Genomic DNA, 26,696 nt, shown 5'->3' with positions numbered 1-26,696 from the left:
TCGGCCCCCGCCCCCTCAACCCCCGATGAGGGCCAGCCACTCATCCTCGGTGAGCACTCTCAGGCCCAGTTCGGTCGCCTTGTCGAGCTTCGAGCCCGCACCCGGCCCGGCAACAACGTAATCGGTTTTCTTCGAGACCGAACCGGCAACTTTCGCGCCAAGGCTTTCCGCCCGCGCCTTGGCTTCGTCGCGCGTCATCCGTTCGAGGCTGCCGGTGAAGACCACGGTCTTGCCGGTGACCGGGCTTTCTCCCACCGGCCGCTCAGCCGGCAGCACCGTCAATTCCCCGACCAGCCGGTCAACCATGGAAACCGCTTCGGGACGGGAGAAGAATTCCGCAATCGCCTCGGTCACGGCGCTGCCGATCTGGTCAAGCGCCTGCATTTCGCCGGTCGCCTCGGCATCGCCGGCTGCGATGCGCTTGGCCAGCGCCTCGAAGGCGGGCCATTCGCCGGCCGCGCGCGCCAGAATCTTCGCCGTCGTCTCCCCGACATGGCGGATGCCGAGCGCGAAGATGAAGCGCTCGAGCGCGATCTGCCGCCGCGCCGCGATGGCGCTGAAGAGATTGGCGACCGAGGTTTTCCCGAACCCCTCGAAATTCTCGATCTTCTGGAAGGCAGCGTCATTCCGCCGCTCCAGGGTGAAAATATCTGCCGGCTCGCGGATCCGCAGCGCCTCGACCGGGCAGTCGAAGAAGAAGGCGATCTGCTTCTCGCCCAGGCCCTCGATATCAAAGGCCCGGCGTGACACGAAATGCCGGAGATGCTCGATCCGCTGGAACGGGCAGGCAAATTCGCCCGAGCAGCGCCGGACTGCGCCTTCCACGCCGGCGCTGGTCGCCTCGCGGATCACCGGCGTCGCGAGGCTGCAGGGGCAGGTCCCTGGAAAGCCATAGGGTTCGGTGCCCTCCGGGCGGCGCTCCAGCACCACTTCCACCACCTGCGGGATGACATCACCCGCCCGTTGCACCACGACGAAATCGCCCACTCGGGCATCGAGCCGGGCAATCTCGTCGGCATTGTGCAGCGTCGCATTGGACACGACGACCCCGCCCACCGTGATCGGCTCAAGCTTCGCCACCGGCGTCAGCGCGCCCGTCCGCCCGACCTGGATTTCGATCGCGTTGAGGCGCGTGACTGCCTTCTCCGCCGGGAATTTATGCGCCACCGCCCAGCGCGGCGCACGCGCCACGAAGCCGAGCCGGCGCTGCAGATCGAGATCATCGACCTTGTAGACCACGCCGTCGATATCATAGCCGAGGACCGGCCGGTCGCGCTCGATGCGCCGGTAATGCGTCGCCAGCGCCTCCGGCGTCTCGCAGAGCACCATCAGCGGATTGGTCGGAAAACCCCAGCGGGCGAAAGCCGTGACCATCCCGCTCTGTGTGCCGGCTGGCATCGCGCCCATCTCGCCCCAGGCATAGGCGAAGAAACGCAAGGGCCGCGTTGCCGTCACCTGCGGGTCGATCTGGCGCAGCGAACCGGCCGCGGCATTGCGCGGATTGGCGAAGATCTTGCCGCCCGTTTCGGCCTGCCGGGCATTGATGGCGGCGAAATCGGCATGGCTGAGATAGATCTCGCCGCGGATCTCGGCGATATCCGGCGCCTCGGCCGGCAGGGTCTCGGGAATGCCGGTCGTGGCAAGGACGGCGCGGATATTCGCCGTCACATCCTCGCCCTCGGCGCCGTCGCCGCGCGTGGCCGCACTGATCAGGCGGCGGCTCTCGTAGCGCAGCGAAAGCGAAAGCCCGTCAATCTTCGGCTCGGCCGTCAGCGCCAGCGGCTTTTCCGCCGGCCAGTCGAGAAACCGGCGGATACGGGCGACAAATTCCGCCGCCTCCTCGACCGAGAACACATTGCCGAGGCTGAGCATCGGCAGGCGATGGCGGATCTTGGCGAACTTGCCCGAGGGGGCCGCACCAACCTGCTGTGCCGCCCGGGCTGCAAGAGTCGGGAAGGCCGCTTCGAGCGCCTCCAGCCGGCGCCGCAACGCGTCATAGTCCGCATCGGAAATGACGGGTGCATCCTCCTGATGATAGCGCAGGTCATGCCCGGCGATTTCGGCAGCGAGGCGCTGATGCTCGATCTCGGCCTCAATCGGCAACAGGGCCGCAACATCCTTGCTGATTCCGGTCATGATCACGCCTCCAGCAGGCGCCGGGCCGCCGCGCGGGCCTCGTCGGTGATCGTGGCGCCGGAAAGCATCCGGGCGATTTCCTCGCCCCGGGCCGGCCGGTCAAGCGCCGTCACCCGCGTCGCCACCTGCCCGCCGGCAATCTCGCCCTTGGCGATATGGAAATGCGTGGCCGCTCGTGCCGCCACCTGCGGTGCATGCGTTACGGCCAGCACCTGCACGCCATCGGCCAGCCGGGCAAGCCGCGCGCCGATCGCATCGGCCACCGCCCCGCCAACGCCGGTATCGATCTCGTCGAAAACAAGGGTCGGTGCCGAGCCGCGATCCGCCAGCACCACTTTCAGCGCCAGCATGAAGCGGGCGAGTTCCCCGCCCGACGCGATCTTCATCATCGGCCCCGGTCGCGTGCCGGGATTGGTCGCTACATGGAACTCGACCCGGTCGAAGCCGGCCGCTTCCGGCCGCTCGGGATCGGTGACGATCTCGGTCATGAAACGCGCGCGCTCGAGCTTCAGTGGCGGCAATTCCTGCTGGATCGCTTCGTCCAGCGCCTGCGCCGCATTCCGCCGCTTCGCACTGAGCGACAATGCGGCTGCACGGTAACTCGCCTCGGCATGGCGGGCTTCGGCCTGCAGCCGCACGAGATGCGCCTCGCCATGGTCCAGCGCATCCAGCTCGGTCGCATAGCGGGCAGCCAATGCGCTGAGGGCCTCCACCGGAACCTGGTATTTCCGCGCGGCGGCCCGCAGGGCGAACAGCCGATCCTCCACGCGTTCCAGTTCGCGCGGGTCGAATTCCGCATTGCGCAGGGCCATGTCGAGATTGTACTGGGCCTCGTCGAGCGCAGTCAGTGCCTGTTCGAGTGCGCCGAGCGCGGCGGTCAGTGCCTCGCCCGCACCCTCGCGGCGGCGTTCCAGCCGGCGCAGCACGGAGACCAGAGCCGGGCCGGGCGCGCCATCGCCCCCCAGCGCATCATGGGCATCCCGCAGATCGGCCATGGATTTCTCGTTGCGCATCATCGCGGCGCGGCGTTCGGACAGGGCCTCCTCCTCGCCCGGCTCAGGCGAAAGCGTATCGAGTTCCGCTGCGGCGTGACGCAGGAAATCCGCCTCCTTGCGGGCAGCCTCGAGCCTCGCCTGCGCCTCGGCGACGGCCTTTTCAGACGCGCGCCACCGGCCATGCGCCTCAGCTACCGCTTCGGCATCGCCGGTCAGGCCGGCAAAGCCATCAACCAGCGCCCGATGCGTCGCAGGGTCGATCATCGCCCGGTCGGCATGCTGGCCGTGAATCTCGACCAGGGCCGCACCGATGCTGCGCAGGGCCTGCATGCTGACGGCCTGGTCATTGAGGAAAGCGCGCGAGCGGCCATCTGCCATCTGGACGCGGCGGAGGATCAGGTCACCCTCGGACTCGATCTCGAAGCTTCGCGCCACCAGACGGGCCGGATGGTCAGGCGGGAGATCGAACACCGCAATCACCTGCCCCTGCGGACAGCCCTGCCGCACGAGGCCGCCATCGCCGCGCGCGCCGAGCGCGAGGGAGAGCGAATCAAGCAGGATGGATTTGCCGGCCCCGGTCTCGCCGGTCAGCACCGAGAGGCCGGACGCGAATTCCAGATCAAGCCGGTCGATCAGGACGATGTCCCGGATCGAGAGGCTGGACAGCATGGCGCCGGCGCCGGGTTCAGAGGCCGACGGTACGCGTGAAGCCGCGGAAGGTGCGGCTGATCCACGAACCGGTATCCTCGCGCGGCTTCAGGCCACCGCTCTCGAGCAGGGCGAAGGCGTCCTTGTACCACTGGCTGTCCGAGAAATTGTGCCCGAGCACGGCGGCGGCCGTCTGCGCTTCGTTGACAATTCCCAGCCCCATATAGGCCTCGACAAGGCGCGAAAGCGCTTCCTCGACATGGCGGGTTGTCTGGTACTTCACGATGACTTCGCGAAAGCGGTTGATCGCGCCGGTCCAGTTGCGGCGCTGCAAGTAAAAGCGGCCGACATCCATTTCCTTGCCGGCGAGCTGGTCCTGCGCGACGCGCATCTTGTCCTTCGCTTCGCGGGCATATTCCGAATTCGGCCATTTGCGGACAAGGTCATCCATGGTCTGGACGGTCTTCTCGGCCCGCTCCTGATCGCGGCTGATATCCGTGATCTGGTTGAAATAGCTCATGCCGACGAGGAACTGCGCGTAGGGCGTGTCCGGGCTGGCCGGGTAAAGCTGCACATAGCGCCGGCCGTGATTGATCGCATCCGCATAATCTCCGCCTTCGAACGAGGCGAAGGTCGAGAGCAGGAGTGCCCGGCGCGACCATTGCGAATAGGGATATTGCTTGTCGAGTTCGACGAATTTCTTGCTGGCGCCGCCAAAATCGCGCGCCTCCAGCCGGGCAAGGCCGTCATTGAACAGCACCTCTGCCGGCTCGTCCTTGCCGATATCGCTCTTCGGCCCCTTGTCCTCGAACGGGTTGAGCGACGAGATCGTCTCGCAGGCCCCGACGGAAAGCGCGATCAGCGCGCCAGCCAGCAAACGCGTGAGCCGACCGGCCAATCGCCCGGAATTCGCCTGCGAAGACGCCATCATGAAAGCCTCACGCTCCAACCGCCATGCCAAACGCGCACGGCGTCCACACCATCGGTTCTTTTGAAGAAATCCGTCCCCGAGCGCAAGGGCATGACGACGAACATCGTAAATTCTCGTCAACCAATGTCGCGGCAAGAATAAGGCAGACCATGAACAAGGCAGATCTGCCGGATATCCGGGACGGTCAGTTGATGTCCGGCGCGAAAGCGGCAGCCGGCTGGAGAAGCTCGCCGGCAGACCGGACCGGGCGGCGCTGCGTTTCAACCAGCGCATAGGCCGAGCGATCCGCGAACAGCGCATCAAGGATCATGGCATTGAGCTTGTGGCCCGGGCAGAAGGCCTTGTAATGGCCCTGGATCGCATACCCGGCCAGCGAAAGATCGCCGATGGCATCGAGCAGCTTGTGCCGGACGAATTCGTTCGGGAACCGCAGGCCTTCCGGGTTGACGACGGCATCCTCGCCGACGGCAATGGTATTCTCAAGCGAGGCGCCAAGCGCAAGGCCGGCTTTCCAGAGGCGCTCGACATCCCGCATGAAACCGAAGGTCCGGGCTGCGGCAACATCGCGGCGGAAGGCGGTTGGATCGAGGTCGATCCCGAAGGCCTGGCGGCCGATCACCTTGCTGTCGAAAGCGATCTCGACATCGAGGCGGAACCCCTCGGCGCGGGGAAGAAGTTCAACCACCGACTGGCCATGCTCGACCCGGACCGGCTTGAGAACCTTCACGACCTTGCGCGGCGCGGAGAGCGTGCGGAGGCCGACCTGATCAATCGCCTCGACGAAGAGACGGGACGATCCGTCGAGGATCGGCATTTCCGGACCATCGACCTCGACGAGAACATTATCGATGCCGAGACCGGCAAGGGCCGCCATCAAATGTTCGATCGTCGCCACGGTGGCGCCGGTATCATCACCGATCACGGTGCAGAGTTGGGTATCGCGGACCGCATGGGAGCGCGCTTCGATGAGGCGCTCGCGACCATTGGCCAGCTGGGTGCGGAGAAACGTGATGCCGGACCCGGCTTCCGCCGGATGGAGCACCACGCGGGCAGGACGACCCTGATGAACACCGATGCCTTCGATGACGACCTGGTCGGCCAGAGTGGTTTGTTTCACGTCGTATCCCCTATGCCCGGAGTTTGCTCCGGTGCCACACGCGCCCGGCCGAAGCCGGAGTCTCACCCGTTACAAAAACGGGATTACAGCGCGGGGGGGCGAAAGCAAAATCACTGTTTCTTACGCTCTGTAACACGCCAACGCCACACCGGAATTAGGTTAGCGAACTCGTTACGCGTTTTATATCAGTGACTTACAGGGGGTCTTCCTTTTTTCTGCCTCCGATCCGCCATCATCGGGCGGATCGGCTTTTGTAAGACTTTGTTGACAAGTCTTGCGGTTGCGACCGCCTCACTTCGCCTGACGGCGCAGGAAAGCGGGGATTTCCAGCTGGTCGTCCTCGAAGGCGCGGGCCTGGGCCGGAGCCGGAGCCACGCGCCCCTGCGCATCGAGCTGTCCCTGCGCCGGGCGATAGGCTGGCGGCTGCGGGGCCGGGGCAGCCGGGCGCCGGGCATACATCTCGTGCGTGGCGCTCGGCTGGGTCGGCATGTCCGGCGCCAGCATCGGCTCGGCGGCACGCGGTGCCGGGGCAGGGTCTTCCTCGCGCCGACCGCCAAGGCCGACAGCGGCAAGACGTTGCATCAGCGTCATGCGCTTCTGTTCGGGCGCCGGCGGGGCGGCAACCGCATCCTGCCGGTTGGCCTGCAGCACGGCCTGGGCCGGGCGCGGCAGCTCGTCGATCGACGGCATGCGCGGCTGGCGCGGCGGCAACCTGTCCGGCGCCGGCGGGATGAAGGGCTGCGACGCACGCGGCTCCTCGACCGGGGCGCGGGGCTCTTCAACCATCGGCTGGGCAAAGAAGGCGTTCGGCCGCGGCGCAGTCGCCTCGACCAGCAGGCCCGGCAACTCAGCGACCGGCTCGGGCTGCGGCGGCAGGATCGGCGCGGCAGGAGCCGTCATCTGGACCGGCATCGGGGCCGGAGCGGCGGCAACCGGCGCGGGCGCGGCCGGCTGGACCGGGATCGGCGCCGGCGTCGTGGGCATCTGGGCCGCGCTGGCCTGGACGCGCTGCGCCATCTGGGCGCGCAGGCGATCTGCCATCGCGGCAAGGCGCTGGTCGATCGTGCCCGAAGGCTCATGGCTGTCCTCGCGGGTCATGGCCGGGTCAAGGCCGGTTGCGACCACCGAGACGCGGATGATGCCGTCGAGGCTCTCGTCCTGCGTGGCGCCGAAGATCACGTTGGCATCCACATCCACTTCCTCGCGGATGCGGTTGGCGGCCTCGTCGACCTCGTAGATCTTCATGTCCGGGCCACCGGTGATCGAGATCAGCAGGCCGCGGGCCCCCTTCATCGAGGTCTCGTCAAGGAGCGGGTTGGCGATGGCGGCTTCGGCGGCCATGATCGCGCGGCTCTCGCCCGAGGCTTCACCCGTGCCCATCATCGCCTTGCCCATATCGCGCATCACGGCGCGGACATCGGCGAAGTCGAGGTTGATCAGGCCCGGCTTGACGATGAGGTCGGTCACCGAGGCGACACCGGAGAGCAGCACCTGGTCCGCCATGGCGAAGGCCTCGGCGAAAGTGGTCTTCTCGTTGGCGATCCGGAACAGGTTCTGGTTCGGGATGACGATCAGCGTGTCGACCGCCTTCTGGAGTTCCGAGATCCCGGCTTCGGCGACGCGCATGCGGCGCTGGCCTTCGAAATGGAACGGCTTCGTGACCACGCCGACCGTCAGGATGCCCATCTCGCGGGCCACCCGGGCAATGACCGGCGCCGCTCCGGTGCCGGTGCCGCCACCCATTCCGGCCGTGATGAAGGCCATGTGGACATGGGCCAGCTGGTCACGGATCTCGTCGATCACCTCTTCGGCCGCCGAGCGGCCAACCTCCGGCTGAGAGCCGGCCCCGAGGCCTTCGGTCACCTGGATGCCCATCTGGATCCGGCGCTCCGCATTGGAGAGCAGGAGGGCCTGCGCATCCGTGTTGGCCACCACGAAATCGACGCCGACAAGGCCGCAGCGGATCATGTTGTTGACCGCGTTGCCGCCTGCACCGCCCACGCCGAAGACGGTGATCCTCGGCTTCAGTTCCCGGATATCCGGCGCCTTGATGGTAATGGTCATGGTTTGCCTCTTCTGGATCCGGCCCGCCCGCCGGGTTGGAGCGATTGCGTGTCACATGTCCTGCCAGGTGGTCGCGCCGCCACGCGAACCCGGCTGGACGGTTAGAAACTGTCTCTCAGCCACTGTCCGACGCGGGCGATGTAGCCGCCCGTTCCGGTCATCGGCAGGGCGCTGCGCCGCCCTGCTTCGAAATATTCCTTGCCCGCCACCTGCGGGTAGACGAGCAGCCCGACCGCGCTGGCGAAGGCCGGGCTCTTTGCCGCTTCCGGCAGGCCCTGGACCCCGATCGGCCGTGCAAGACGCACCGGCGTGCCGAAGACACGCTTGGCGAGATCCGGCAGGCCGCCGAGTTGCGCCGTGCCGCCGGTCAGCAGCACATGCTGGCCCTTGGCGATGCGGTAACCGTTCTTCTCGAGCCGCTCGCGGACGAATTCGACGATTTCCTCCGCCCGCGGCTTCACCACGCGGGTGAGCTGGCCGAGCGGCAGGGAATGGGTATGGTCGCGGTCATCCTCGCCGACCTGCCGGATCGAGAGGATGTCGCGGCTGTCAGCCTCGGTCTCGATGCAGGACGCATAGCGGTTCTTGATCTTCTCGGCGTCCTCGAGGCGCATGGAGAGTCCGCGCGCGATGTCGAGCGTGATGTAATTGCCGCCGAGCGCGATCGCGTCGCAATGCATCAGGTGCCCCTGATGGAACACCGCGATCGACGTGGTGCCGCCACCGATATCCACCACCACCGCGCCGAGTTCGGCTTCGTCATCGCAGAGCGTGGAGAGGGCCGAGGCATAGGGCGTTGCCACGAGGGCCTCGACCGCGAGATGGCCGCGTTCGACCGCCAGCATCAGGTTATGGGCCGCGAGCGGATCACAGGAAGCGATATGGAGATCGACGCCGAGCGCCTCGCCCACCATGCCCTTCGGCTCCTGGATGCCACCGCCCCCGTCGAGCGAATAGCCGACCGGCAGCGCATGCAGGATCGAGCGGCCTGCATCCTGTGCATGGCTGGAGGCGACCTCGATGACCCGTGTGATATCGCCCTGCTCGACATTGCGGCGGTTAAGGGTGACGCGGCCAGCGAAATGCTGCGAGCCGATCCGGCCGCCGGAAATGTTGACCAGCGCGCTGGTAACCTGCACCCCGGCCATGCGTTCGGCGGAATCGACCGCCAGCCGGATCGCCTTCTCGGCCTCGCCGAGATCGATCACGGTGCCGCCCTTGATCCCGCGCGAGCGCTGATGGCCAATGCCGAGGATGCGCATGCGATGCGTGCGCCCGGACAGCACGTCCGACCCCTCGATCGGATCGAGCCGCGCGATCAGGCAGACAACCTTGGAAGTGCCGACATCCAGCGCCGAAAGGATGGCGGACTTGTTCGGCGGAACCGGCCGGATGCGCGGAATCATGGTGGAGGAACCCCGCATCATGATGCGCGACCTCCCCATTTCTTGATCTTCTGCTGGATGGTCTCGCCGAATTGCGAAGCCGCTTCCTCGGTGAGCCGCAGGGCGATCCGGTCCGGCAAACGAAGGTCGATCACCAGTGCGGCCTTCCTCGTCAGGCCATGCTGCTTCTCCAGCCGGGCAAAGGTTTTGAGCGCCTTGTCCGCGTCGATTTCGGGCAGCAGCACGTCAATTCCGTTCTGCAGCTTGATGGTCCAGCGGCGTTTCGAGACAAGGATGCCCGCGCGGATCTGGTCGCGCAGTTCGGGAACATGGTCCAGCAGGGCCACGAATTCACGGGCGCGGAGATTGGCATCCGGACCCACCACATGCGGCAGGCGGAGGAAGCGCGGATCGCTGAGATCCTCGATCGCGGTGCCATCCTCGGCAATCACACGGACCTGGCCATCCTGCTGCCAGATGGCGAAAGGCACGCGCTCGCGGACCGTGATCAGGAGCCGGTCGGGATAAAGTTTTGTGACCATCGCCTCGGCGATCAGCGGCACGGATTGCAGACGGTCCTGCATGGCCGTGGGATCGAGGAAGGGGAGCGATTGATGGCCCTGGAGCCCGGAAAGATGGATCACCTCGTCCTGGGTGAGTTCGGCATGACCGCTCAGCACGATATGGCGGACACCAAAACCGAAGGCCCGCGCCAGCATGTCCGCGATCGAGCCTTGCTCGGCGATCATCCGGTCATAATGGCCGCCCATGACGAAGCCGGTTCCGGCACTGGCAAGAATGAAGGCGATCGCAGCGCTCGAGCCGATGCCGCGCGGAATCCGCAGGCGCGATTGCGCCCGCCGGTTCGCGGCACGCTCGGCACGCCAAAGGGCAACGGCCTCGGCGTAAGCGCCGAACCGGGCCTTTAACGATCGACCGAGGAATCCTCCACCATCCATTCCACGAGCTCGCCGAAGCTGAGGCCCTTATGGGCCGCGAGTTCGGGCACGAGTGAGGTCTCCGTCATGCCAGGTTGTGTATTCACCTCCAGGCAGACCAGCGTGTCGGTATCGTCGTCGTACCGGAAGTCAGCACGCGAGACACCACGACAGCCGAGCGCCTCATGCGCCCTTACAGCCATTTCTTGGACGCGCTGGTAAATATTTGGTTTAAGATTTGCCGGCAGGACGTGAATTGACCCGCCCGCAGCATACTTTGCATCGAAGTCATAGAACGGGCCAGCGGTCGGCTGGATCTCGATCACGTCCAGCGCCTGGGCGCCATCGCGGTATCCGATGACGCCGCAGGTCAGCTCCCGGCCGGGAATGAACGGTTCGACCAGCATTTCATCGCCCAAGGGCCAATCCGCGCTGCCGAGTTCCTGCAACGGATGGGTGCGTCCCTCCTTCACAATAAAAACACCGAAGGAGGAGCCGTTCGCCACCGGCTTGGCGACAAACGGTGGTTCCATGACATGGCGCTTGGCCAGTTCGAATCGCGACACGGTGAGCCCGGCCGCGACGGGAACGCCGGCAGCGGCCATCACGGTCTTGGCCCGGTCCTTCCGCATGGCCAGGCTGGAGGCGAGCACGCCCGAATGGGTATAGGGCAGCCCCATGATCTCGAGCAGCCCTTGCACGGTACCATCCTCGCCGAACGGGCCGTGCAGGGCGTTGAACGCACAATCCGGTCCGAGCTCTGTCAGCACCTGCGCAAGATCCCGCCCGACATCGACCTCGCTCACCCTGAAGCCGCGCTGACGCAGGGCCTCGGCGCAGGCCGCGCCGGATTTGAGGCTGACCGGCCGCTCGGCGGCCCAGCCGCCCATCAGAACCGCAATATGCTTGGCCATGTCTGTCTCCTCGCCGCCCCGTCGGCGGCCAACGCTTACGCTTGGCTGGGCAGGCTGATGCCGACCCGTTTCACTTCCCATTCGAGATCGATGCCCTGCCCCGCCTTCACGCGGCGGCGGATCTCCTCGCCGAGGGCCTCGATATCCGCAGCTGTCGCACCATCATGGGCGATCAGGAAATTTGCGTGCTTGCGCGACATTTCCGCCTGCCCGAATCGCAGGTCGAGTCCGCCCGCGTCCCGCACCAGCCGCCAGGCTGAATGCCCGGGCGGGTTCTTGAAGGTGGAACCGGCCGTCCGCACTTTCGTTTCCTGGTCGCGCTCGCGATGTTCCTGCACACGGGCGTTGACGGCGTGGATCGATTCCGGTGCCCGCGGAAATCCTTCCAGCAAGGCCTCGACAAAAATCGTGTCCGGCGCCACGCCGCAGCCGCGATAGACGAAGCCCATCGCGGCGCGGTCGAGCGTGATGATCTCGCCAGCCCGCGTCACCGCCTTTGCCTCGACGAACCGTTCCGCTGTCTCGCCCTCGATCTCGGGATTGGTGTTCGACCGCGTGCCGGCATTCATGCGCAACGCGCCACCAATCGAGCCGGGAATGCCATAGAGGAATTCCAGCCCGCCGATTCCGGCCTCCGCCGCTTCCTGCGCCACCTTCCGGTCGGTCGCGAAGGCGCCGGTGCGGATGCGATGTCCGGGCTCCACCGCGATCCGGCCGAAGCTGCGCGGCGAGAAGCGGATCACCACGCCCGGTACACCGCCATCGCGGATGATCATGTTCGAGGCGAGGCCCAGCGGCATCAGCGGGATTTCAGCCGGCAGCCGGGCGAGGAAATAGGCGAGATCCTCGACATCCGCCGGCGTGAACAGGACCTGCGCCGGTCCGCCCACCCGCAGCCAGGTGAAGGGCGCCAGCGGCTCGTTCGCCAGCAGCCGACCCCTCAGGTCCGGCATGAGCGCCTTCAGTTCGGGCGTGATGTCCGGAAAGGCCATCCCCTACCCTTTCAGCGCCGCCAGTTCCGCCGGCAGCGCATAAGCCCATTGCGTGATGTTCCCGGCGCCGAGGCAGATCACGTAATCACCCGGCCGGGCGACTGTGGCCACATGGCGCGCCAGCCTGTCCGGGCCCTCGAGCGGCAGGACATGGCGGTGCCCATGCGCCTTGATCCCTGCGACGAGCCCTTCCCGGTCCGCACCGGGGATCGGCGCCTCGCCGGCCGCATAGGTATCGGCGACGATCACCGTATCGGCATCGTTGAAGCAGGTGGAGAATTCCGCGAAAAGCGAATGTAGGCGGGTGTAGCGATGCGGCTGCACCACCGCGATGACCTGCCCCTTGGTGGAGGCACGGGCCGCGCGCAGAACCGCCGCGATCTCGACCGGGTGATGGCCGTAATCATCGAAGATCGTCACCCCGTTCCATTCGCCCGTCCGGGTGAAGCGCCGCTTCACACCGCCGAATCCGGCCAGCCCCTCGCGGATCAGGTCGACCGGCACGCCGAGTTCGAACGCCACGGCAATCGCCGCGGTGGCATTGAGCGCGTTGTGATGGCCCGGCATCGGCAGGACCATGCGCGGCAATTCCGTCACGCGGCCACTCTTGCGGTCGCGGATCACCACGTCGAAGCGGCAGACCCCGCCCTCGAGGTTGACATCCTTCAGCCGCACATCGGCCTGCGGGTTCTCGCCATAGGTGATGACGCGGCGATCCTCGATCTGGCCGACCAGTTCCTGCACGGTCGGATGGTCGATGCACATCACGGCAAAGCCATAGAAGGGGAGATTGTCGACCAGGCTGCGGAAGGCCTTCTTGATCGCATCGAACGTTCCGAAATGATCGAGATGCTCGGGATCGATATTGGTGATGATCGCCACATCGGCCGGCAGCTTGAGGAAGGTGCCGTCGCTCTCGTCCGCCTCGACCACCATCCAGTCGCCACCGCCGAGCCGGGCATTGGTGCCATAGGCATTGATGATGCCGCCGTTGATGACGGTGGGGTCGAGCCCGCCCTTGTCGAGCAGCGTGGCGACAAGGCTGGTTGTCGTGGTCTTGCCATGCGTGCCGGCAATGGCGACGCAGGTCTTGAGCCGCATCAGCTCGGCCAGCATCTCGGCCCGCCGGACAACCGGAATGCGGGCCTCCCGCGCGGCCACGAGCTCGGGATTGTCACGCCGGATCGCGGTGGAAACGACGATCACGCCCGCCTCGCCGATATTCTCGGCCTTGTGTCCGACGAAGCAGGTGATTCCCTTCTCGCGCAGGCGCTTCACATTGGCATTGTCGGACGCATCCGAGCCTTGCACCGTATAGCCGAGATTGGCGAGCACCTCGGCAATGCCGGACATGCCGATCCCCCCGATCCCGATGAAATGGATGGGGCCTGTCTCGCGCGGAATCTTCATCGACGTCACTTCCGGATGGGCCGCACGGAACGCGCGGCGAAGAGGCCCCGGGAAACGAGTCGGGGCCGGGAAAACGCGTTTCGCCTATCAGCCCTTGCGGGCAATGGAAAGCACCTCGCTCGCCAGTCGCGAGGCGGCATCGGAAACGCCGGTGCTGCGCGCCGCCAGCGCCATGCGCTGCAGCCGGTCCGGATCATCGGCCAGCCGGTCAAGCAGATCGGCCAGCGAAACCGGGGTGAAAGCCGGCTGAAGGATGACGATCGCGGCGCCCGCATTGGCCAGCATCGCGCCATTCGCAGCCTGGTCCTGGTCCAGCGCACCGGGCAGCGGCACGAGAATGGAGGGGCGGCCGATCACACCCAGTTCGGACACCGTGGACGCACCGGCCCGCGCGATAACGAGATGACTCTCGGCCATGCGCTTTGGCAGGTCATCGAAGAAATGCTCCACCTGATGCGCGACACCCAGCTTTTCGTACATTTTCGCAACACGGAACACATCCTCGTCGCGCGCCTGCTGGGTGACGTGGAAACGCTTGCGCACCTCCTCCGGCAGGTTCTGCAGCGCATTCGGCACGACATCACTCATCACCCGGGCGCCCTGGCTGCCGCCGAAAACCAGCAGCCGCACCACGCCGCCCGGCTTCAGGGCGGGGTAGTCGATCTCCTTGGCATGGAGGACCGGCTTCCGGACCGGGTTCCCGGTCACCACCGTCTTGTCCGGGAAGAGGCTATCCTTCAGTTCCAGCCCGGTGGCGATCCGCATCACCCGTGGCGCAAGGAACCGGTTCGCCCGGCCCATCACCGCATTGGCTTCATGGATCAGCGTCGGAAGGCCGGCGCTCCTTGCGGCAAGGATGGGCGGAACCGTCGGGTAACCCCCGAACCCGACCACGATGGCAGGATCGAGCGTCCGGATCAGCTTCCGGGCCTGCATTACGCCCTGGAACAGCCGCCAGAGGCCACGCAGCTTCGATTTCAGGCCTGCGCCGGTCACCGTGCCGGTGGTGATGGTGTGCACATCACCAGGGAAGCGCTCCACCCAGGCATCGACCCGCGTATCCGTGACCAAAGCCACCTTGTGGCCGCGGTTGACCAGCACCTCGGCCAACGCTTCGGCCGGAAAGAGATGGCCGCCGGTTCCCCCGGCAGCCAGCAGGATCAGGCGGGATGCTTCGGCCATGGGCTATCCTCCGGCAGGCTGGGGCATGGCGCCGCGCGGTACCGCCTGGTGGGCCGGCATCCGGTCGGTCAAGGCGGATTTCGGCCGCTTGCGCGTCAGGGCGAGCAGGAAGCCACTGGTGAGCGCGACCGACAGCAGCGACGAGCCGCCATAGGACAGGAAGGGCAAGGTCATGCCCTTGGGCGGCACGAGGTTCAGGTTCACGGCCATGTTGATGAAGCTCTGCAGCCCGAACAGCATGACCAGCCCGGCGCCGGCCATCCGGCAGAAGGGATCGGCATTGGCGCGGGCGCGCATCATCCCCCGCACCACAATGAAGCCGAAGACCAGCACGACGAGGATGCAGGTGATGGCACCGAATTCCTCGCCGATCACCGAGAACAGGAAATCGGTATGGCTGTCCGGCAGGCTGCGCTTCACCGTGCCTTCGCCCGGGCCGCGCCCGAACCAGCCGCCGGAAAGAAAGCTCTCCAGCGCCATATCGGTCTGGAACGTATCGCCGTTGCCCTTGTTGAGGAAGCGGTCGATGCGGTCCGTCACATGCGGCAGGAAGCGATAGGCGAGGAACAGCCCGCTGACGCCCAGCCCGGCGAGGCCGATCACCCAGAGGATATGCAGCCCGGCGAGAAAGAACAGCCCGCACCAGACCGCACTGATCAGGATCGTCTGGCCGAGATCCGGCTGGCGGATCAACGGAACGACGGCCAGCGGCAGGATGAGCATGGCGATGGTGAGCGAGGGCATGTCCTGCCGGCTCTGCCGTTCGGAAAAGGCCCAGGCGGCCATGACCACGAAGGCGGGCTTCAGAATTTCGGAAGGCTGCAGCGAGAAGCCGGGCAGGTTGAGCCAGCGCCGGGCGCCCTTCACCTCGGCACCGTAGAACAACGTCAGGATCACCATGCCCAGACCGGCCAGGAACAGCAGGAGCGCCAGCCGCCGCACCTGCCGCGGATTGAGGAACGATGTCCCGACCATGATGGCCCCGGCCATCAGCAGGAAGGCCGCCTGGCGGTTCACGAAATGGAAGGTCGGCAGGCCGAGCTTGTTGGCCACCGGCGGATACGCGGCGAGGCCGAAAAGGAAGCCTGAGACCATCAAGGCGACGAACGAGAACAGCAGCCAGCGGTCGATCGTCCACCACCACTCGCCAAAAGTTGTGCGTTCCGCGCGCGTGACCATCCGACCTCACTTGCCGTGCATCGATCCTCCGGAGGGATCGATGCCGGTTCCTGCTTCCGGGCGGAGCCGGCCGGGCCGGATCCGTCAGCTCTCCGAAAATCCTGCCAGCTGGCGGGCCAGATTGCGGAAGTGATCGCCCCTGACCTCGAAATTCGGATACTGATCAAAGGAGGCGCAAGAAGGTGAAAGAAGGATTACCGGATCGCTGAATTTCGACGCATTGGCATCGGCAGCAGCAGCCGCGACAGCCGTCTCCAGCGTGCCGCAACGCTGGTAGGGCACCCTGCCCTCGAGCGTGGCGGCGAACTCGGCCTCGGCCGCGCCGATCAGGTAAGCCTTCGCGACGCGCGGGAAAAGCGGGGCAAGGCTGGTGATCCCGCCCTCCTTGGCCTTGCCGCCGGCAATCCAGAACAACCCCTCCTCGAAGGAAAGCAGGGCCTTTTCGGTGGAATCGGCATTGGTGGCCTTCGAATCATTGACAAGCCAGGCCTTGCCCGCCCGGCCGACCGGCTCCATCCGGTGCGCGAGGCCGGGAAAACTGGACAGCCCCGCCTGCAAGACGCGCTCGTCGATGCCAAGCGCGAGGCAGGTGGCCAATGCAGCCGCTGCATTCTGGGCATTATGGTCGCCACGCAACGCGGGAATGCCGGTGAGATCGGCCAGCTTCCGGCCATGGCCACGCCAGGCGAAGATCTCGCGCCCGCGGACATGGATGCCCGCACCGAGCGTCTCCTGCAGCGAGATGCGGACAATCGGCTTGCCGGTATGGTCGAGCCGGACCGCGGCCGCTTCGGTGAAAGGGTCATCGACGCCGATCACCACCTTGTCTGCCGCCTTGACGAGGCGCTCCTTCACGCTGGCATAGTGCTCCATCGTGCCATGCCGGTCGATATGGTCGGGCGTGATATTGAGCAGCACGCCGACGCTGGGCTGGAGCGAGGGCGTGAGGTCGATCTGGTAGGACGACATCTCGATCACATGATAGCGCGTGAGCGAGGGTGGCGGCAGGTCGAGGATCGGCGTGCCGATATTGCCCCCAAGCGCCACATCCTTGCCGGCATGGCGCAGCAGATGCGCGATCAGCGCCGTCGTGGTGGATTTGCCGTTCGTACCGGTAATGGCGATGAAGGGCGCGTCCGGAGCCAGCCGCAGGCGCTCGCGGCAATAAAGCTCGACATCGCCGATCACCTCGATGCCGGCCTTCTGCGCGAGTTTCACGCTCCAATGCGGCTCGGGATGCGTCAGCGGCACGCCGGGAGACAGAACAAGCGCCGAGAAGGCCGACCAGTCCGCCAGGCGGAGGTCCGCGGCCTGGAGGCCCTTCGATTCGGCCTTTGCGATGGCCGCGGGAGAATCATCCCAGACGATCACGCGGGCGCCGCCTTCCGCGAGGGCGAGAGCCGTGGCGAGGCCGGAGCCCCCCAGCCCGAACAGTGCCACAGCCTTCGACCGGAAGCTCTCGACGGGTGTCATTGTCTGTCCCTCAGCGCAGTTTCAGCGTGGCAAGCCCGATCAGGGCGAGGATGACCGCGATGATCCAGAAGCGGATCACGACCTGCGGTTCTTTCCAGCCCTTCTTCTCGTAATGATGGTGGATCGGCGCCATGCGGAAGACACGCTTGCCGGTCAGCTTGAACGAGGCGACCTGGATGATCACACTCGCCGCTTCGAGCACAAAAAGCCCGCCGACAATGGCGAAGACGATCTCGTGCTTGGTCGCCACAGCCACCGTGCCCAGCAGGCCGCCCAGCGCGAGGCTGCCGGTATCGCCCATGAAGACCTGTGCCGGCGGCGCGTTGAACCACAGGAAGCCGAGGCCGGCCCCGATCACCGCGCCGAGGATGACAGCGAGTTCCCCCGTGCCGGGAATGGCGTGGATCTGGAGGTAATTCGCGAAAATTGCATTGCCGGAGAGATAGGCGATCACGCCGAACGTTCCCGCGGCGATCATCACCGGGACGATGGCGAGGCCGTCGAGCCCGTCGGTCAGGTTCACGGCGTTGCCCGCCGCGACCATCACGAAGGCACCGAAGACGAAGAAAAACATGCCGAGCTGGATCAGCGTGTCCTTGAAAACCGGGATGGCCACGGCATTCGCGAGGTTGGGCGGAAAACTGCGCGAGATGATGTAGCAGGCCGTCAGGGCGATCAGCGCTTCCAGGGCCAGCCGCGCCTTCGAGGAGAACCCCTTGTGTGATTGCTTCGTGACCTTGAGATAGTCGTCGTAGAAGCCGATAATTCCGAAGCCCAGCGTCACGGCCAGCACGGTCCAGACGAAGGAATTGCCGAGATTGGCCCAGAGCAGCGTGGAGACGACGATCCCCGACAGGATCATCAGCCCGCCCATGGTCGGCGTGCCACGCTTGAGCAGGTGCGATTCAGGCCCGTCCTCGCGGATTGGCTGGCCCTTGCCCTGCTTCACGCGGAGAAGGTTGATGATCATAGGCCCGAACATCAGCACGAAAAACAGCGATGTCATCGTCGCCGCGCCGGCCCGGAGCGTGATGTAGCGGAACAGGTTGAGGGGGCCGAAGACGCTGGCGAAATCGGACAGCCAGTAGAACATGTCGAAAAATCCCCGCTCCGCTCGCGCGTCTCTGTCCTAGAGTTCCGGAAGCTCGGTCGCCAGCGCCGGGAACCGATCCCGCATCGCCTTGACCACACGCCCCATCCGTGACCCCAGGGACCCCTTGATCATCACCACATCGCCGGGCTGGATGGCATCGCACAGGATCGGCGCCAGTGCCTCGGCATTCTCCGCATACGCGCCCCGACGGTCGGCCGGCAAGCCCTGATAGAGGTTTCTCATCAGAGGGCCGGCGGCAAAGACGAGATCGATATCCGCCTCGAGGATCGGTTCCTTCAGTCCAGCATGGAGCTGTGGGCCTTCCGGACCGAGTTCCAGCATGTCACCGAGCACAGCAATCCGGCGCCCGCGCGCGCCGCGCGGCACGCTGCCCGTCACGGCGAGCGCGGCCCGCATCGAGGAGGGATTGGCGTTGTAGCTCTCGTCGATCAGCAGGAATTGCCGGTCGCCGAGCCGCAAGGCCTCGCGCTTGCCGCGCCCCTCGACGCTGCCGAAATCCTGCAGGGCCAGTGCGGCAAGGGCGAGATCGGCCCCGGCCACATGCGCAACGCCCAGAACGGCCAGCGAGTTCATCGCCAGGTGCCGGCCCGGCGCGCCGATCCGGTAGGTCACGGGAATGCCGAATACCTCGGCCGAGACGAGGCTGAAATCGGGGTCGAGATGGACCTGCTTGAGCCGGACATCCGCGCCCTCGCCGCTGCCGAACCGCACGATGCGCCCCGCCCGGCTCGCCCCGGCATGGGCGGCAAGCCGCGCGGCATGCGGGTTGTCCGCATTGATCAGCGCCACCCCGCCCGGTTCCAGCCCGGCAAAGATCTCGCCCTTGGCATCGGCAATCCCCTCGATCCCGTGGAACTGTGCGAGATGCACCGGCTCGACCGTGGTGATCATCGCGATATGCGGCCGCACCATCGCGGTCAGCGGCAGGATCTCGAACGGATTGGACATGCCGATCTCGAAAACGCCGAACTGCGTTGCCTTGGGCATCCGCGCCAGCGTCAGCGGCACGCCCCAATGGTTGTTGTAGGAAGCCACCGAGGCATGGACCCGCCCCTGCCCGGACAAGGCGATCCGCAGCATTTCCTTGGTCGAGGTCTTTCCGACCGAGCCGGTAATGGCGATGGACGGCCCGCTGAGCTCCGCCCGTCGCGCCACGGCCAGCCGCCGGAGTCCGTCAAGCACGTCATCGACGACGATGACGGCGGCATCGGCCGGGAATTGCGCGCGGTGTTCCGCATCGATCACGGCCGCGGCGGCGCCTTTCTCGAGCGCATCGGCCACAAAATCATGGCCGTCCCGGGTGTCTCCGCGGATCGCAAAGAACAGGCCGCCGGGTTCGACCGTGCGCGTGTCGATGGAAATCGAACGGACCGGCGCCGGCAGCGTATGGCTGGTCTCGCCCCGCAGCCGGGCCAGCAGCTCGTCGCGGCTCCAGAGCGGCGGCTCGTCGGTTCTCGATGTCATTTCAGCGCCTCGATGGCCGCACGGGCCACGTCATGATCGGAAAACGGATACGTGTTCGAGCCGATGATCTGGCCGGTTTCATGGCCTTTGCCGGCGATGAGCAGGGCATCCCCCGGCTCGAGCAGCGCCACGGCATGCTGGATCGCGAGGGCCCGGTCACCCACCTCGAACGCCCCCGGCGCAGCAGCCATGATGGCGGCCCGGATTGCGGCGGGATCCTCGCTGCGCGGATTGTCGTCGGTCACGATCACGCGGTCGGCCTTCTCGGCCGCGATCCGCCCCATGATCGGCCGTTTTCCGGGGTCCCGGTCGCCGCCGCAACCGAACACCACAACCAGCTTGCCCGAAACGAACGGACGCAAGGCCGAGAGCGCATAGGCCAAGGCTTCGGGCTTGTGGGCATAATCGACATAGACCGGCGCCGCATTGAACACGCCGACGCGCTCGAGCCGCCCGGGCACGCCGCGCAAATGGCCAAGCGCCTCGAAGACCAGTGTCGCCGGCGCCCCGGCCGCAAGGGCCAGTCCGGCAGCCACGAGCGCGTTCTCGATCTGGAACCCGCCGGCGAGCGGAAGATGCACATCATGAAACCGGGCATCATGGCCGATGACCACCCGTTGGCCGAGTGCTTCAGGCTGGACGGACTCGATCCTCAGCGTCTGGCCACGCCTGCCGACTGTGCGCACCGCGCACCCGGCGAGCCCCGCCGCAACGGCGGCCTCGGCGCCGCGATCGCCGTCGAGATTGATCACCGCCGGCGCGCCGGCGGGCAGCAGCACCTCGAACAGGCGCAACTTGGCCGCAAGATAATCCTCCATCGTCGGGTGATAATCGAGATGGTCGCGGCCGAGATTGGTGAAGCCCGCCGCCTTGAGCCGCACGCCGTCGAGCCGGGCCTGGTCGAGCCCGTGGCTCGAAGCCTCCATGGCGAGATGCGTGATGCCCCGGCGCGCCAGCGAATCCAGCGTGCGATGCAGGGTGACAGGGTCGGGCGTCGTCAACGAGCCATATTCCGCACCGCCGGGCCCGATCACGCCCAGAGTGCCGAGCGAGGCCGCATCATGCCCGCAATGCGCGAAGATCTGCCGGGTAAACTCGGCCACGGAGGTTTTCCCCGCCGTTCCGGTAACCGCGACGATCACCGGCGGCTGGTGCGGGAACATATAGGCCGCCCCGCGCGAGAGCGCGATGCGCATGTCCGGCGCCTGGAGGTAGAGCACGATGCGATCGAGCCCGGCCGGCCGCGGGCCCGCACCGACAATCGCCATGGCCCCGGCCTGAACGGCCGCCGGGATGAACTGCGCGCCGTCGATTTTCGTACCGGGCATGGCGAAAAACGCATGGCCCGGCTGGACGTCCCTGCTGTCCGCGGTCAGGCCGGCCAGCGGGACATCGGCGAAATGCCCGGCCGAAAGGCCAAGCACGGCGGCAAGGCCACCGAGCGTCGGAAGCGAGCCGTTCCGCACCGTTCCGTTTTTCGAAGTGGCGGGGGCAGGATGCCCGGCCTCGGGGCGCGTATTTTTGTTGGACATCCGGCTCTTCCCTGCTCCGGCCGGTCATTGCCGGACGGGCATCGCCCCGATCCGCGCCACCAGCGGGAATGGTTGCTGGGGCAATTCGAACTTGGTTTCAAGCCCCAGCATCGGCCCGATCCGCTCCACGATGCGGCCCGTTGTCGGCGCGGCATTCCAGCCGGACGTCGCATAGCCATGGGTTTCAGGCAAGCCCTTGGGCTCGTCGAGCATGGTCAGGAGGATGTAGCGAGGCTTGTCGGCAGGCATCACCGCCATGAAGGTCGTCAGCAGCCGGGTCTTCGAATAGCGGCCGCCGATGACCTTTTCCGACGTGCCCGTCTTGCCGCCGAGATAATAGCCCGGAATGTCGGCCCGGGTGGCGGAGCCCTTTTCCGCATTGAGCCGCATGACATAGCGCATCATCTGGCTGGTCTCGGGCTTGAGCACCTGCACAGCGGCCTGCTCAGCCTCCTCGCGCGTGCGCTTGAGGTAGGTCGGCTGGATCATCCGGCCGCCATTGACGAGCGCCGCCGTCGCGGCCGTCGCCTGCAGCGGCGCCACGGCGAGGCCGTGTCCGAAGGCGATGGTCATCGTGTTGAGCTCGCCCCATTTCGCCGGCTTGATCGGCTCCGAGCTTTCCGGCAGCTCGGTGCGCATCCGGTCGAGCTGGCCCATCTTTTTCAGGAAGGCCTTGTGCCCCTCGACGCCGACCGCCAGCGCCATGCGCGCCGTGCCGATATTCGAGGAATAGATGAAGATCTCCGGCACCGAGAGCGGCCGGCCCTTGCCCTTGTAATCGCCGATCTTGAACCGGCCGTAGCGCAGAGGCTGGCTGGCATCGAACACCGAATTGAGCCGTACCTTGCCCGAATCGAGCGCCATCGCGGTCGTCAGCGCCTTGAAGGTCGAGCCCATCTCGTAGACACCCACCTGCAACCGATTGATATTGTCTGGCTTGAGCGCATCGCCGGGATTGTTCGGGTCGTAATCGGGCAGGCTGACATGGGCGATGATCTCGCCCGTATCGACATCGAGAACCAGGGCCGCCGCGGCCCTGGCCTTGTATTTGTCGAGCGCCGCCGTCAGCTCCTCGCGCACGGCATGGGTGACGCGGACATCGAGCGCCAGTTCCAGCGGCTTGAGATCGCCGGCGCTTTGCAGGAGGCCTGCACCCTTGAGGTCGTTCAGCCCCTGGCTGTCGATGTATTTCTCGATCCCGGCAATGCCGACATTGTCGATATTCGCGAAGCCCAGCACATGCGCGCCGGCCAGGCCGTTCGGGTAGACGCGCTTGTTCTCCGGCAGGTAGCCGATACCGGGAATGCCGAGCCGGTGGATCTCGGCCTGCTGCTTGGGCGTGACCTCGCGTTTGATCCAGACAAAGCCGTTCTTCTTGCCCAGCTTGTCGCGCAAGTCTCGACCGTCGAGCTCGGGGAAAACCGCGTTGATCAGTTCCGCCGCCTCGTCCTTGTCGATCACCTTGCGCGGATCAGCGAAGATCGAGATCGTCTTCACATCCGTGGCCATGGTCACGCCATGCCGGTCGACAATCGTCGGACGGGCAGTCGAGATCGAGCCCTGCGTCATCCGGCCGATCGTCGCGGGATCCTCGATCCGGGTGTTGATCTGGATGATCCGCCCGAGCAGCGTCGCAAACATGCCGCCAAACACAAGCGCCAGGAGCACCATGCGCGGCTCGAGCTTTTCCGGCCTGACCATGAAGAGTGCGCGGATGAGGCCCGGGCCCGCCGGCACGCGCGGAGCAGAATTGGCCGGAGGGCTGCGCCGGAACGCCTGAGCCAGGGCGGGAAACCGGAGCGAAGGCAACCGGAACCCTTTCGCAGGCAGGGACAATCGGGGGAAGGTGAAGCGCTTCACGGCACCAGCCTCTTGAGGAATCCGGTCAGGCCGCCCTCGCGTGGCGCCGGCGCCACGGGAGCGGGCGGCACATCTCGCGTCGCCGGGGTCGGGCCTACCCGCGCGGGCGGTACAATCCGCACCGGGGCCGCCTGCGCAACCGGCCGCGTCGCCGCTTTCGGAGCCGGCACGGTCGTGACCGTCGCCCTGGACCGGACAGGCGTCGCGGAAAGCGATGCCGCAGCCTTTGCCGCCGGGCGCGGCGTCGCCGCGGATGTGCTGGCGCCAGTCCGCGTGGCCCGGCGCTGCGGGTCCGGCGTGACCGGCGGGATCGAGCCGGTCAGCAGGCTGTCCAGTGCATCCGGAGCCTCGGCGGGCCGCTCGGGGATATCGCCGGGCCGGACGATCTGCCGGGCAGAGATGCTCTGCAGCCCGCTTTCCGGCGTCTTCAGCGCCTGCATCCGCGCCGGGCGGTTCAGGAGGTGCCATTCCGCCTGCAGGATGGCGGTTGCGTCGCGCTCACGCTGGAGTTCGGCTTCGCGCTTGCGCAGCTTCTCGGCCACGAGGATGGTCTCGTATTTCACCGAATAGGCCCAGGTGGCCGAAGCAATGACGGCGACAAGCGCCAGCAGGTTGAAGAGCCGGATCATCGCCGCCCCCTCCCCTTGCCGCGCCCGCGCACAGGCTCGTCAGGCAGGGCGGCCAGCGCGAAAACGGCGGGATCGTCGCCTTGTGCCGGCGCCTCGGTACGGATCGCTGCACGGAGCTTGGCTGAACGGGCCCTGGGATTGACGGCGAGTTCCGCCTCGCCGGCCATGACCGGCCATTTCCCCTCGACGCGGAACGTCGGCACTGCCTGCGCCATGACCGGCGCATGGCGGGAACCACCGCCGCGACCTGACCGAGCCGCGAGGAACACCTTCACGATCCGGTCCTCAAGGCTGTGAAAGCTGACAATAACCAGCCGCCCGCCGGGGCGGAGCAGCCGTTCGGCGGCATGCAGCGCCCGCGCGAGTTCGTTCAGTTCGTCATTGACGGCGATACGCAGCGCCTGAAACGCGCGGGTAGCAGGATGGATATCGCCCGGCCGGGTGCGGATGATCCGGCCGATCAGGTCCGACAGTTGCCGCGTGGTGCGGAAGGGCTCGGCCTTGCGGTCCGCAACAATCGCGCGGGCAATGACCCGGGCGAGGCGCTCCTCGCCGTAATGGTAGAAGATGTCAGCCAGTCGCGCCTCGCTCGCCTCGTTGACGAGATCCGCCGCACTCTCGCCGCTGGAAGCCATCCGCATGTCGAGCGGGCCGTCGGCGCGGAAGGAGAATCCGCGGATGGCCTCGTCAAGCTGCATCGAGGACACGCCGATATCGAGAACGATGCCGTCGAACCCGCCGAGCCCGGTTTCGGCAGCGGCATCTTCCATGGCGGAGAATTCGGTTTCGACCAGCGTCAGCCGACCGCCATAGGCCGAGACAAGCGCCTGCCCGCCGGAAATCGCGCCGGGATCGCGGTCCAGCGCCAGCACGCGGTTCTCCGGATGGGCATCGAGAATGGCGCGGCTGTAGCCACCGGCGCCGAATGTGCCATCGAGGAAGAGCCCGCCCGCATCGGCCCTGATCGCCTCAAGCACCTCGGCCGGAAGGACGGGGACATGACGGGCCAGTCCGCCATCGGCACCTCCCCGGGAAGGGCCGCGGCCCGTCATGTCTCCCGGTCCCCCGATACAGGGCTGCGCACCGGATTGCCCCCCGGAATCGCATCCCTGACTGCGCGCAATCTCGCTGTGGCTTCTGCGAGATGCGCCGAGAACCGTTCCGGTTCCCAGATCCGGAACCGGTCGCCCATGCCCACGAACATCACCGCGCCGGTGATGCCCGCATGGGCCTTGAACCGCTCCGGCAGGACGATCCGCCCCTCCGGGTCCGGCCTGAGATGTTCCGCGCCCCCCAGCAGCGCGGTCGCCATCAGGTCGCGCGCGTCCGAATAAGGCGGAAACCGTTCGATCAGCCCGTCGATTTCCTTCAGCAGGCGATTCCCGCCGCATTCGAGCGCCGGAACGTCCAGCGCCGGATGCATGAACAGGCCGGGATAGCCATCTGCCTCCAGCACCACACGGAAAGGCGCCGGGATGGAAACCCGCCCCTTGCCGTCCAGCCGGCTGGAAATCGTCGAGAGAAACCGCATCACGCAACGCCACCCCGTTCGATGGTGGCAAGGCAGCTGCCCGCCGGGCAGCCATGGCCTCGCCAGCCATCTCCACAGGCCCGGATCCGCGCCGGCTTGCCGGTCCGGCCTCGCCGCCGGCAGGCAAATCAACAACAGGACTTGGGCAAAGATGGGCTAACATGGGAAACTATGGGCGTCAACGCAACAGACGTGGCGACAGCCCGGGTCGACACGCCCGCGCATTGCATCAGAGAGGCGTTAAGGAAGGGTTTTGTTAGGCTTGACGGGATGTGAAATCGGCGCGCGGAATCGCGGGTTTTCCTGCGGCCCGATGGTCGAGGCAGGGCGGAAAACGAAGGTCCAGTCGGCCTGTAAGCCGGGTTCTGTATGGCCTGCGCCCGAAGGCGCCGACGTGGCGGCCATTCCTCTGGGATCCGCCTCGCGACGGATCTCGTGCAACCAACCCGGGCAGCCGGGGCGGAGACCCCTGCGACGGTTGCCCGCCGCGCGCTGCCCCTATTCGGTCTTGCTCCCGGCGGGGTTTGCCCTGCCATTGCCGTTGCCGGCAACGCGGTGCGCTCTTGCCGCACCTTTTCACCCTTGCCGGGGCATGCCCCGGCGGTCTGTTTTCTGTGGCACTTTCCCTGGGGTCGCCCCCGGCGGCCGTTAGCCGCCACCGTTTCTCCATGGAGCCCGGACTTTCCTCCACCCGCGAACGGGCAGCGGCCGCCCGGCCGACTGGAGGTGCCAGATAGGCCCTGCCGGCCATTGGCGTCAACTTGAAGCAACAGCCGAACACTTTTTGGACGCTTTGTGGAAGAACTGTGCTGTCAGTGCGCTTTCGCACTTGAGCCATATTGGCGGACGTGAAAAAACCGCTCGGTCAAAACCGGTTTGCAGGGAGAATGACATGCGGAAGATTCTATCGGTTGCCGCGATTGCGGTTGTGGCGGCGGGCCTTGGCGCCTGCACGCCGCGTGAAGAGCGTGCGGCCGGCGGTGCCCTTCTCGGCGGTGCCGCGGGTGCGCTGATCGGCGGCGCGGTGACCGGCCGTGCCGGCGGCGCTGTGGCCGGCGGCCTGATCGGTGCGGCTGGCGGCGCGATCATCGCGGATGCCACACGGCCGCGTCGCGAATGCGTGCGTGTTCGCTACGATGCCTATGGCAACGCGTATTGCACGCGCTATCGCCGCGTTTACTGATCCTGCCTGATTGAAACCG

Annotated in this window: 21 protein-coding genes and 1 other RNA gene; 1 reads left to right on the top strand and 21 read right to left on the bottom strand. The window is 66.4% G+C overall.

What is annotated here, in order from left to right; genetic code table 11:
• Window positions 1–15 precede the first annotated feature (15 nt).
• The 21 genes from ligA to rnpB form a co-directional block, all read right to left on the bottom strand.
• Entirely contained in the window at window positions 16–2,136 is a 2,121-nt protein-coding gene (gene ligA, locus P0652_RS06610) for an NAD-dependent DNA ligase LigA (protein WP_284177971.1), read from the bottom strand.
• A 2-nt stretch (window positions 2,137–2,138) separates the two neighbouring features.
• A complete protein-coding gene (gene recN / locus P0652_RS06605; RefSeq protein ID WP_284177970.1) occupies window positions 2,139–3,800 on the bottom strand; it encodes a DNA repair protein RecN in 1,662 nt (553 codons plus the stop codon).
• Between the two features lie 16 nt (window positions 3,801–3,816).
• Window positions 3,817–4,707 carry an outer membrane protein assembly factor BamD gene (locus P0652_RS06600; protein ID WP_284178030.1) on the bottom strand — a complete coding sequence of 297 codons (891 nt, stop codon included), beginning with the start codon at window positions 4,705–4,707 and terminating at the stop codon, window positions 3,817–3,819.
• A gap of 187 nt (window positions 4,708–4,894) precedes the next feature.
• On the bottom strand, window positions 4,895–5,827 hold the full coding sequence (lpxC, locus tag P0652_RS06595) for a UDP-3-O-acyl-N-acetylglucosamine deacetylase (protein ID WP_284177969.1): 933 nt from the start codon (window positions 5,825–5,827) through the stop codon (window positions 4,895–4,897).
• Window positions 5,828–6,118: 291 nt separating this feature from the next.
• Window positions 6,119–7,891 (bottom strand): cell division protein FtsZ, encoded by a 1,773-nt coding sequence (gene ftsZ, locus P0652_RS06590; RefSeq protein WP_284177968.1) that lies wholly within the window; start codon window positions 7,889–7,891, stop codon window positions 6,119–6,121.
• 101 nt (window positions 7,892–7,992) lie between these two features.
• Window positions 7,993–9,315, bottom strand: a complete 1,323-nt coding sequence (gene ftsA / locus P0652_RS06585) for a cell division protein FtsA (protein WP_284178029.1) — start codon at window positions 9,313–9,315, stop codon at window positions 7,993–7,995.
• On the bottom strand, window positions 9,315–10,235 hold the full coding sequence (locus P0652_RS06580; protein ID WP_284177967.1) for a cell division protein FtsQ/DivIB: 921 nt from the start codon (window positions 10,233–10,235) through the stop codon (window positions 9,315–9,317). The genes ftsA and P0652_RS06580 overlap by 1 nt, the downstream gene beginning before the upstream one ends.
• Window positions 10,202–11,128 carry a D-alanine--D-alanine ligase gene (locus P0652_RS06575; protein ID WP_284177966.1) on the bottom strand — a complete coding sequence of 309 codons (927 nt, stop codon included), beginning with the start codon at window positions 11,126–11,128 and terminating at the stop codon, window positions 10,202–10,204. The genes P0652_RS06580 and P0652_RS06575 overlap by 34 nt, the downstream gene beginning before the upstream one ends.
• A gap of 35 nt (window positions 11,129–11,163) precedes the next feature.
• Entirely contained in the window at window positions 11,164–12,120 is a 957-nt protein-coding gene (gene murB, locus P0652_RS06570) for a UDP-N-acetylmuramate dehydrogenase (RefSeq protein ID WP_284177965.1), read from the bottom strand.
• A gap of 3 nt (window positions 12,121–12,123) precedes the next feature.
• On the bottom strand, window positions 12,124–13,530 hold the full coding sequence (gene murC / locus P0652_RS06565) for a UDP-N-acetylmuramate--L-alanine ligase (RefSeq protein ID WP_284177964.1): 1,407 nt from the start codon (window positions 13,528–13,530) through the stop codon (window positions 12,124–12,126).
• An 87-nt stretch (window positions 13,531–13,617) separates the two neighbouring features.
• Window positions 13,618–14,712, bottom strand: coding sequence for an undecaprenyldiphospho-muramoylpentapeptide beta-N-acetylglucosaminyltransferase (gene murG / locus P0652_RS06560; protein WP_284177963.1), 1,095 nt, complete (start codon window positions 14,710–14,712; stop codon window positions 13,618–13,620).
• Between the two features lie 3 nt (window positions 14,713–14,715).
• The gene (locus P0652_RS06555; protein ID WP_284177962.1) at window positions 14,716–15,891 is read right to left on the bottom strand and encodes an FtsW/RodA/SpoVE family cell cycle protein; all 1,176 of its coding nucleotides are present in this window, start codon (window positions 15,889–15,891) and stop codon (window positions 14,716–14,718) included.
• 84 nt (window positions 15,892–15,975) lie between these two features.
• Window positions 15,976–17,364: a UDP-N-acetylmuramoyl-L-alanine--D-glutamate ligase gene (gene murD, locus P0652_RS06550; protein ID WP_284177961.1), complete on the bottom strand. Its 1,389-nt coding sequence runs from the start codon at window positions 17,362–17,364 to the stop codon at window positions 15,976–15,978.
• 10 nt (window positions 17,365–17,374) lie between these two features.
• Window positions 17,375–18,457: a phospho-N-acetylmuramoyl-pentapeptide-transferase gene (mraY, locus tag P0652_RS06545; RefSeq protein WP_284177960.1), complete on the bottom strand. Its 1,083-nt coding sequence runs from the start codon at window positions 18,455–18,457 to the stop codon at window positions 17,375–17,377.
• A gap of 36 nt (window positions 18,458–18,493) precedes the next feature.
• Window positions 18,494–19,942 carry a UDP-N-acetylmuramoylalanyl-D-glutamyl-2,6-diaminopimelate--D-alanyl-D-alanine ligase gene (locus P0652_RS06540; protein WP_284177959.1) on the bottom strand — a complete coding sequence of 483 codons (1,449 nt, stop codon included), beginning with the start codon at window positions 19,940–19,942 and terminating at the stop codon, window positions 18,494–18,496.
• The gene (locus P0652_RS06535) at window positions 19,939–21,474 is read right to left on the bottom strand and encodes a UDP-N-acetylmuramoyl-L-alanyl-D-glutamate--2,6-diaminopimelate ligase (protein WP_284177958.1); all 1,536 of its coding nucleotides are present in this window, start codon (window positions 21,472–21,474) and stop codon (window positions 19,939–19,941) included. The genes P0652_RS06540 and P0652_RS06535 overlap by 4 nt, the downstream gene beginning before the upstream one ends.
• 24 nt (window positions 21,475–21,498) lie before the next feature.
• Window positions 21,499–23,175, bottom strand: a complete 1,677-nt coding sequence (locus P0652_RS06530) for a peptidoglycan D,D-transpeptidase FtsI family protein (RefSeq protein ID WP_284178028.1) — start codon at window positions 23,173–23,175, stop codon at window positions 21,499–21,501.
• Between the two features lie 155 nt (window positions 23,176–23,330).
• A complete protein-coding gene (gene ftsL, locus P0652_RS06525; protein ID WP_284177957.1) occupies window positions 23,331–23,963 on the bottom strand; it encodes a cell division protein FtsL in 633 nt (210 codons plus the stop codon).
• Window positions 23,960–25,015, bottom strand: coding sequence for a 16S rRNA (cytosine(1402)-N(4))-methyltransferase RsmH (gene rsmH, locus P0652_RS06520; protein WP_284177956.1), 1,056 nt, complete (start codon window positions 25,013–25,015; stop codon window positions 23,960–23,962). The genes ftsL and rsmH overlap by 4 nt, the downstream gene beginning before the upstream one ends.
• Window positions 25,012–25,494 carry a division/cell wall cluster transcriptional repressor MraZ gene (locus P0652_RS06515; protein ID WP_349774966.1) on the bottom strand — a complete coding sequence of 161 codons (483 nt, stop codon included), beginning with the start codon at window positions 25,492–25,494 and terminating at the stop codon, window positions 25,012–25,014. Before P0652_RS06515 ends, rsmH begins: the two co-directional genes overlap by 4 nt.
• Window positions 25,495–25,832: 338 nt before the next feature.
• Window positions 25,833–26,218: RNase P RNA component class A (gene rnpB / locus P0652_RS06510), an RNA gene on the bottom strand.
• Window positions 26,219–26,386: 168 nt separating this feature from the next.
• Here rnpB and P0652_RS06505 point away from each other — a divergent pair.
• Window positions 26,387–26,677: a YMGG-like glycine zipper-containing protein gene (locus tag P0652_RS06505; protein ID WP_284177954.1), complete on the top strand. Its 291-nt coding sequence runs from the start codon at window positions 26,387–26,389 to the stop codon at window positions 26,675–26,677.
• The last annotated feature ends 19 nt before the right edge of the window (window positions 26,678–26,696 follow it).

It is taken from the genome of Rhabdaerophilum sp. SD176 (assembly GCF_030143245.1).
In the GTDB taxonomy this organism is placed as follows: domain Bacteria; phylum Pseudomonadota; class Alphaproteobacteria; order Rhizobiales; family Beijerinckiaceae; genus Rhabdaerophilum.
The sequence above is the reverse complement of the archived record's forward strand: the minus strand, read 5'-3'. Positions and strand labels throughout refer to the sequence as shown.

What these genes read in the sequence shown, in the direction of transcription:
- ligA (WP_284177971.1), bottom strand. Translation starts at nt 2,136, where the DNA reads ATGACCGGAATCAGCAAGGATGTTGCGGCCCTGTTGCCGATTGAGGCC.
- recN (WP_284177970.1), bottom strand. Translation starts at nt 3,800, where the DNA reads ATGCTGTCCAGCCTCTCGATCCGGGACATCGTCCTGATCGACCGGCTT.
- P0652_RS06600 (WP_284178030.1), bottom strand. Translation starts at nt 4,707, where the DNA reads ATGGCGTCTTCGCAGGCGAATTCCGGGCGATTGGCCGGTCGGCTCACG.
- ftsZ (WP_284177968.1), bottom strand. Translation starts at nt 7,891, where the DNA reads ATGACCATTACCATCAAGGCGCCGGATATCCGGGAACTGAAGCCGAGG.
- ftsA (WP_284178029.1), bottom strand. Translation starts at nt 9,315, where the DNA reads ATGCGGGGTTCCTCCACCATGATTCCGCGCATCCGGCCGGTTCCGCCG.
- P0652_RS06580 (WP_284177967.1), bottom strand. Translation starts at nt 10,235, where the DNA reads ATGGATGGTGGAGGATTCCTCGGTCGATCGTTAAAGGCCCGGTTCGGC.
- P0652_RS06575 (WP_284177966.1), bottom strand. Translation starts at nt 11,128, where the DNA reads ATGGCCAAGCATATTGCGGTTCTGATGGGCGGCTGGGCCGCCGAGCGG.
- murB (WP_284177965.1), bottom strand. Translation starts at nt 12,120, where the DNA reads ATGGCCTTTCCGGACATCACGCCCGAACTGAAGGCGCTCATGCCGGAC.
- murC (WP_284177964.1), bottom strand. Translation starts at nt 13,530, where the DNA reads ATGAAGATTCCGCGCGAGACAGGCCCCATCCATTTCATCGGGATCGGG.
- murG (WP_284177963.1), bottom strand. Translation starts at nt 14,712, where the DNA reads ATGGCCGAAGCATCCCGCCTGATCCTGCTGGCTGCCGGGGGAACCGGC.
- P0652_RS06555 (WP_284177962.1), bottom strand. Translation starts at nt 15,891, where the DNA reads ATGGTCACGCGCGCGGAACGCACAACTTTTGGCGAGTGGTGGTGGACG.
- murD (WP_284177961.1), bottom strand. Translation starts at nt 17,364, where the DNA reads ATGACACCCGTCGAGAGCTTCCGGTCGAAGGCTGTGGCACTGTTCGGG.
- mraY (WP_284177960.1), bottom strand. Translation starts at nt 18,457, where the DNA reads ATGTTCTACTGGCTGTCCGATTTCGCCAGCGTCTTCGGCCCCCTCAAC.
- P0652_RS06540 (WP_284177959.1), bottom strand. Translation starts at nt 19,942, where the DNA reads ATGACATCGAGAACCGACGAGCCGCCGCTCTGGAGCCGCGACGAGCTG.
- P0652_RS06535 (WP_284177958.1), bottom strand. Translation starts at nt 21,474, where the DNA reads ATGTCCAACAAAAATACGCGCCCCGAGGCCGGGCATCCTGCCCCCGCC.
- P0652_RS06530 (WP_284178028.1), bottom strand. Translation starts at nt 23,175, where the DNA reads ATGGTCAGGCCGGAAAAGCTCGAGCCGCGCATGGTGCTCCTGGCGCTT.
- ftsL (WP_284177957.1), bottom strand. Translation starts at nt 23,963, where the DNA reads ATGATCCGGCTCTTCAACCTGCTGGCGCTTGTCGCCGTCATTGCTTCG.
- rsmH (WP_284177956.1), bottom strand. Translation starts at nt 25,015, where the DNA reads ATGACGGGCCGCGGCCCTTCCCGGGGAGGTGCCGATGGCGGACTGGCC.
- P0652_RS06515 (WP_349774966.1), bottom strand. Translation starts at nt 25,494, where the DNA reads ATGCGGTTTCTCTCGACGATTTCCAGCCGGCTGGACGGCAAGGGGCGG.
- P0652_RS06505 (WP_284177954.1), top strand. Translation starts at nt 26,387, where the DNA reads ATGCGGAAGATTCTATCGGTTGCCGCGATTGCGGTTGTGGCGGCGGGC.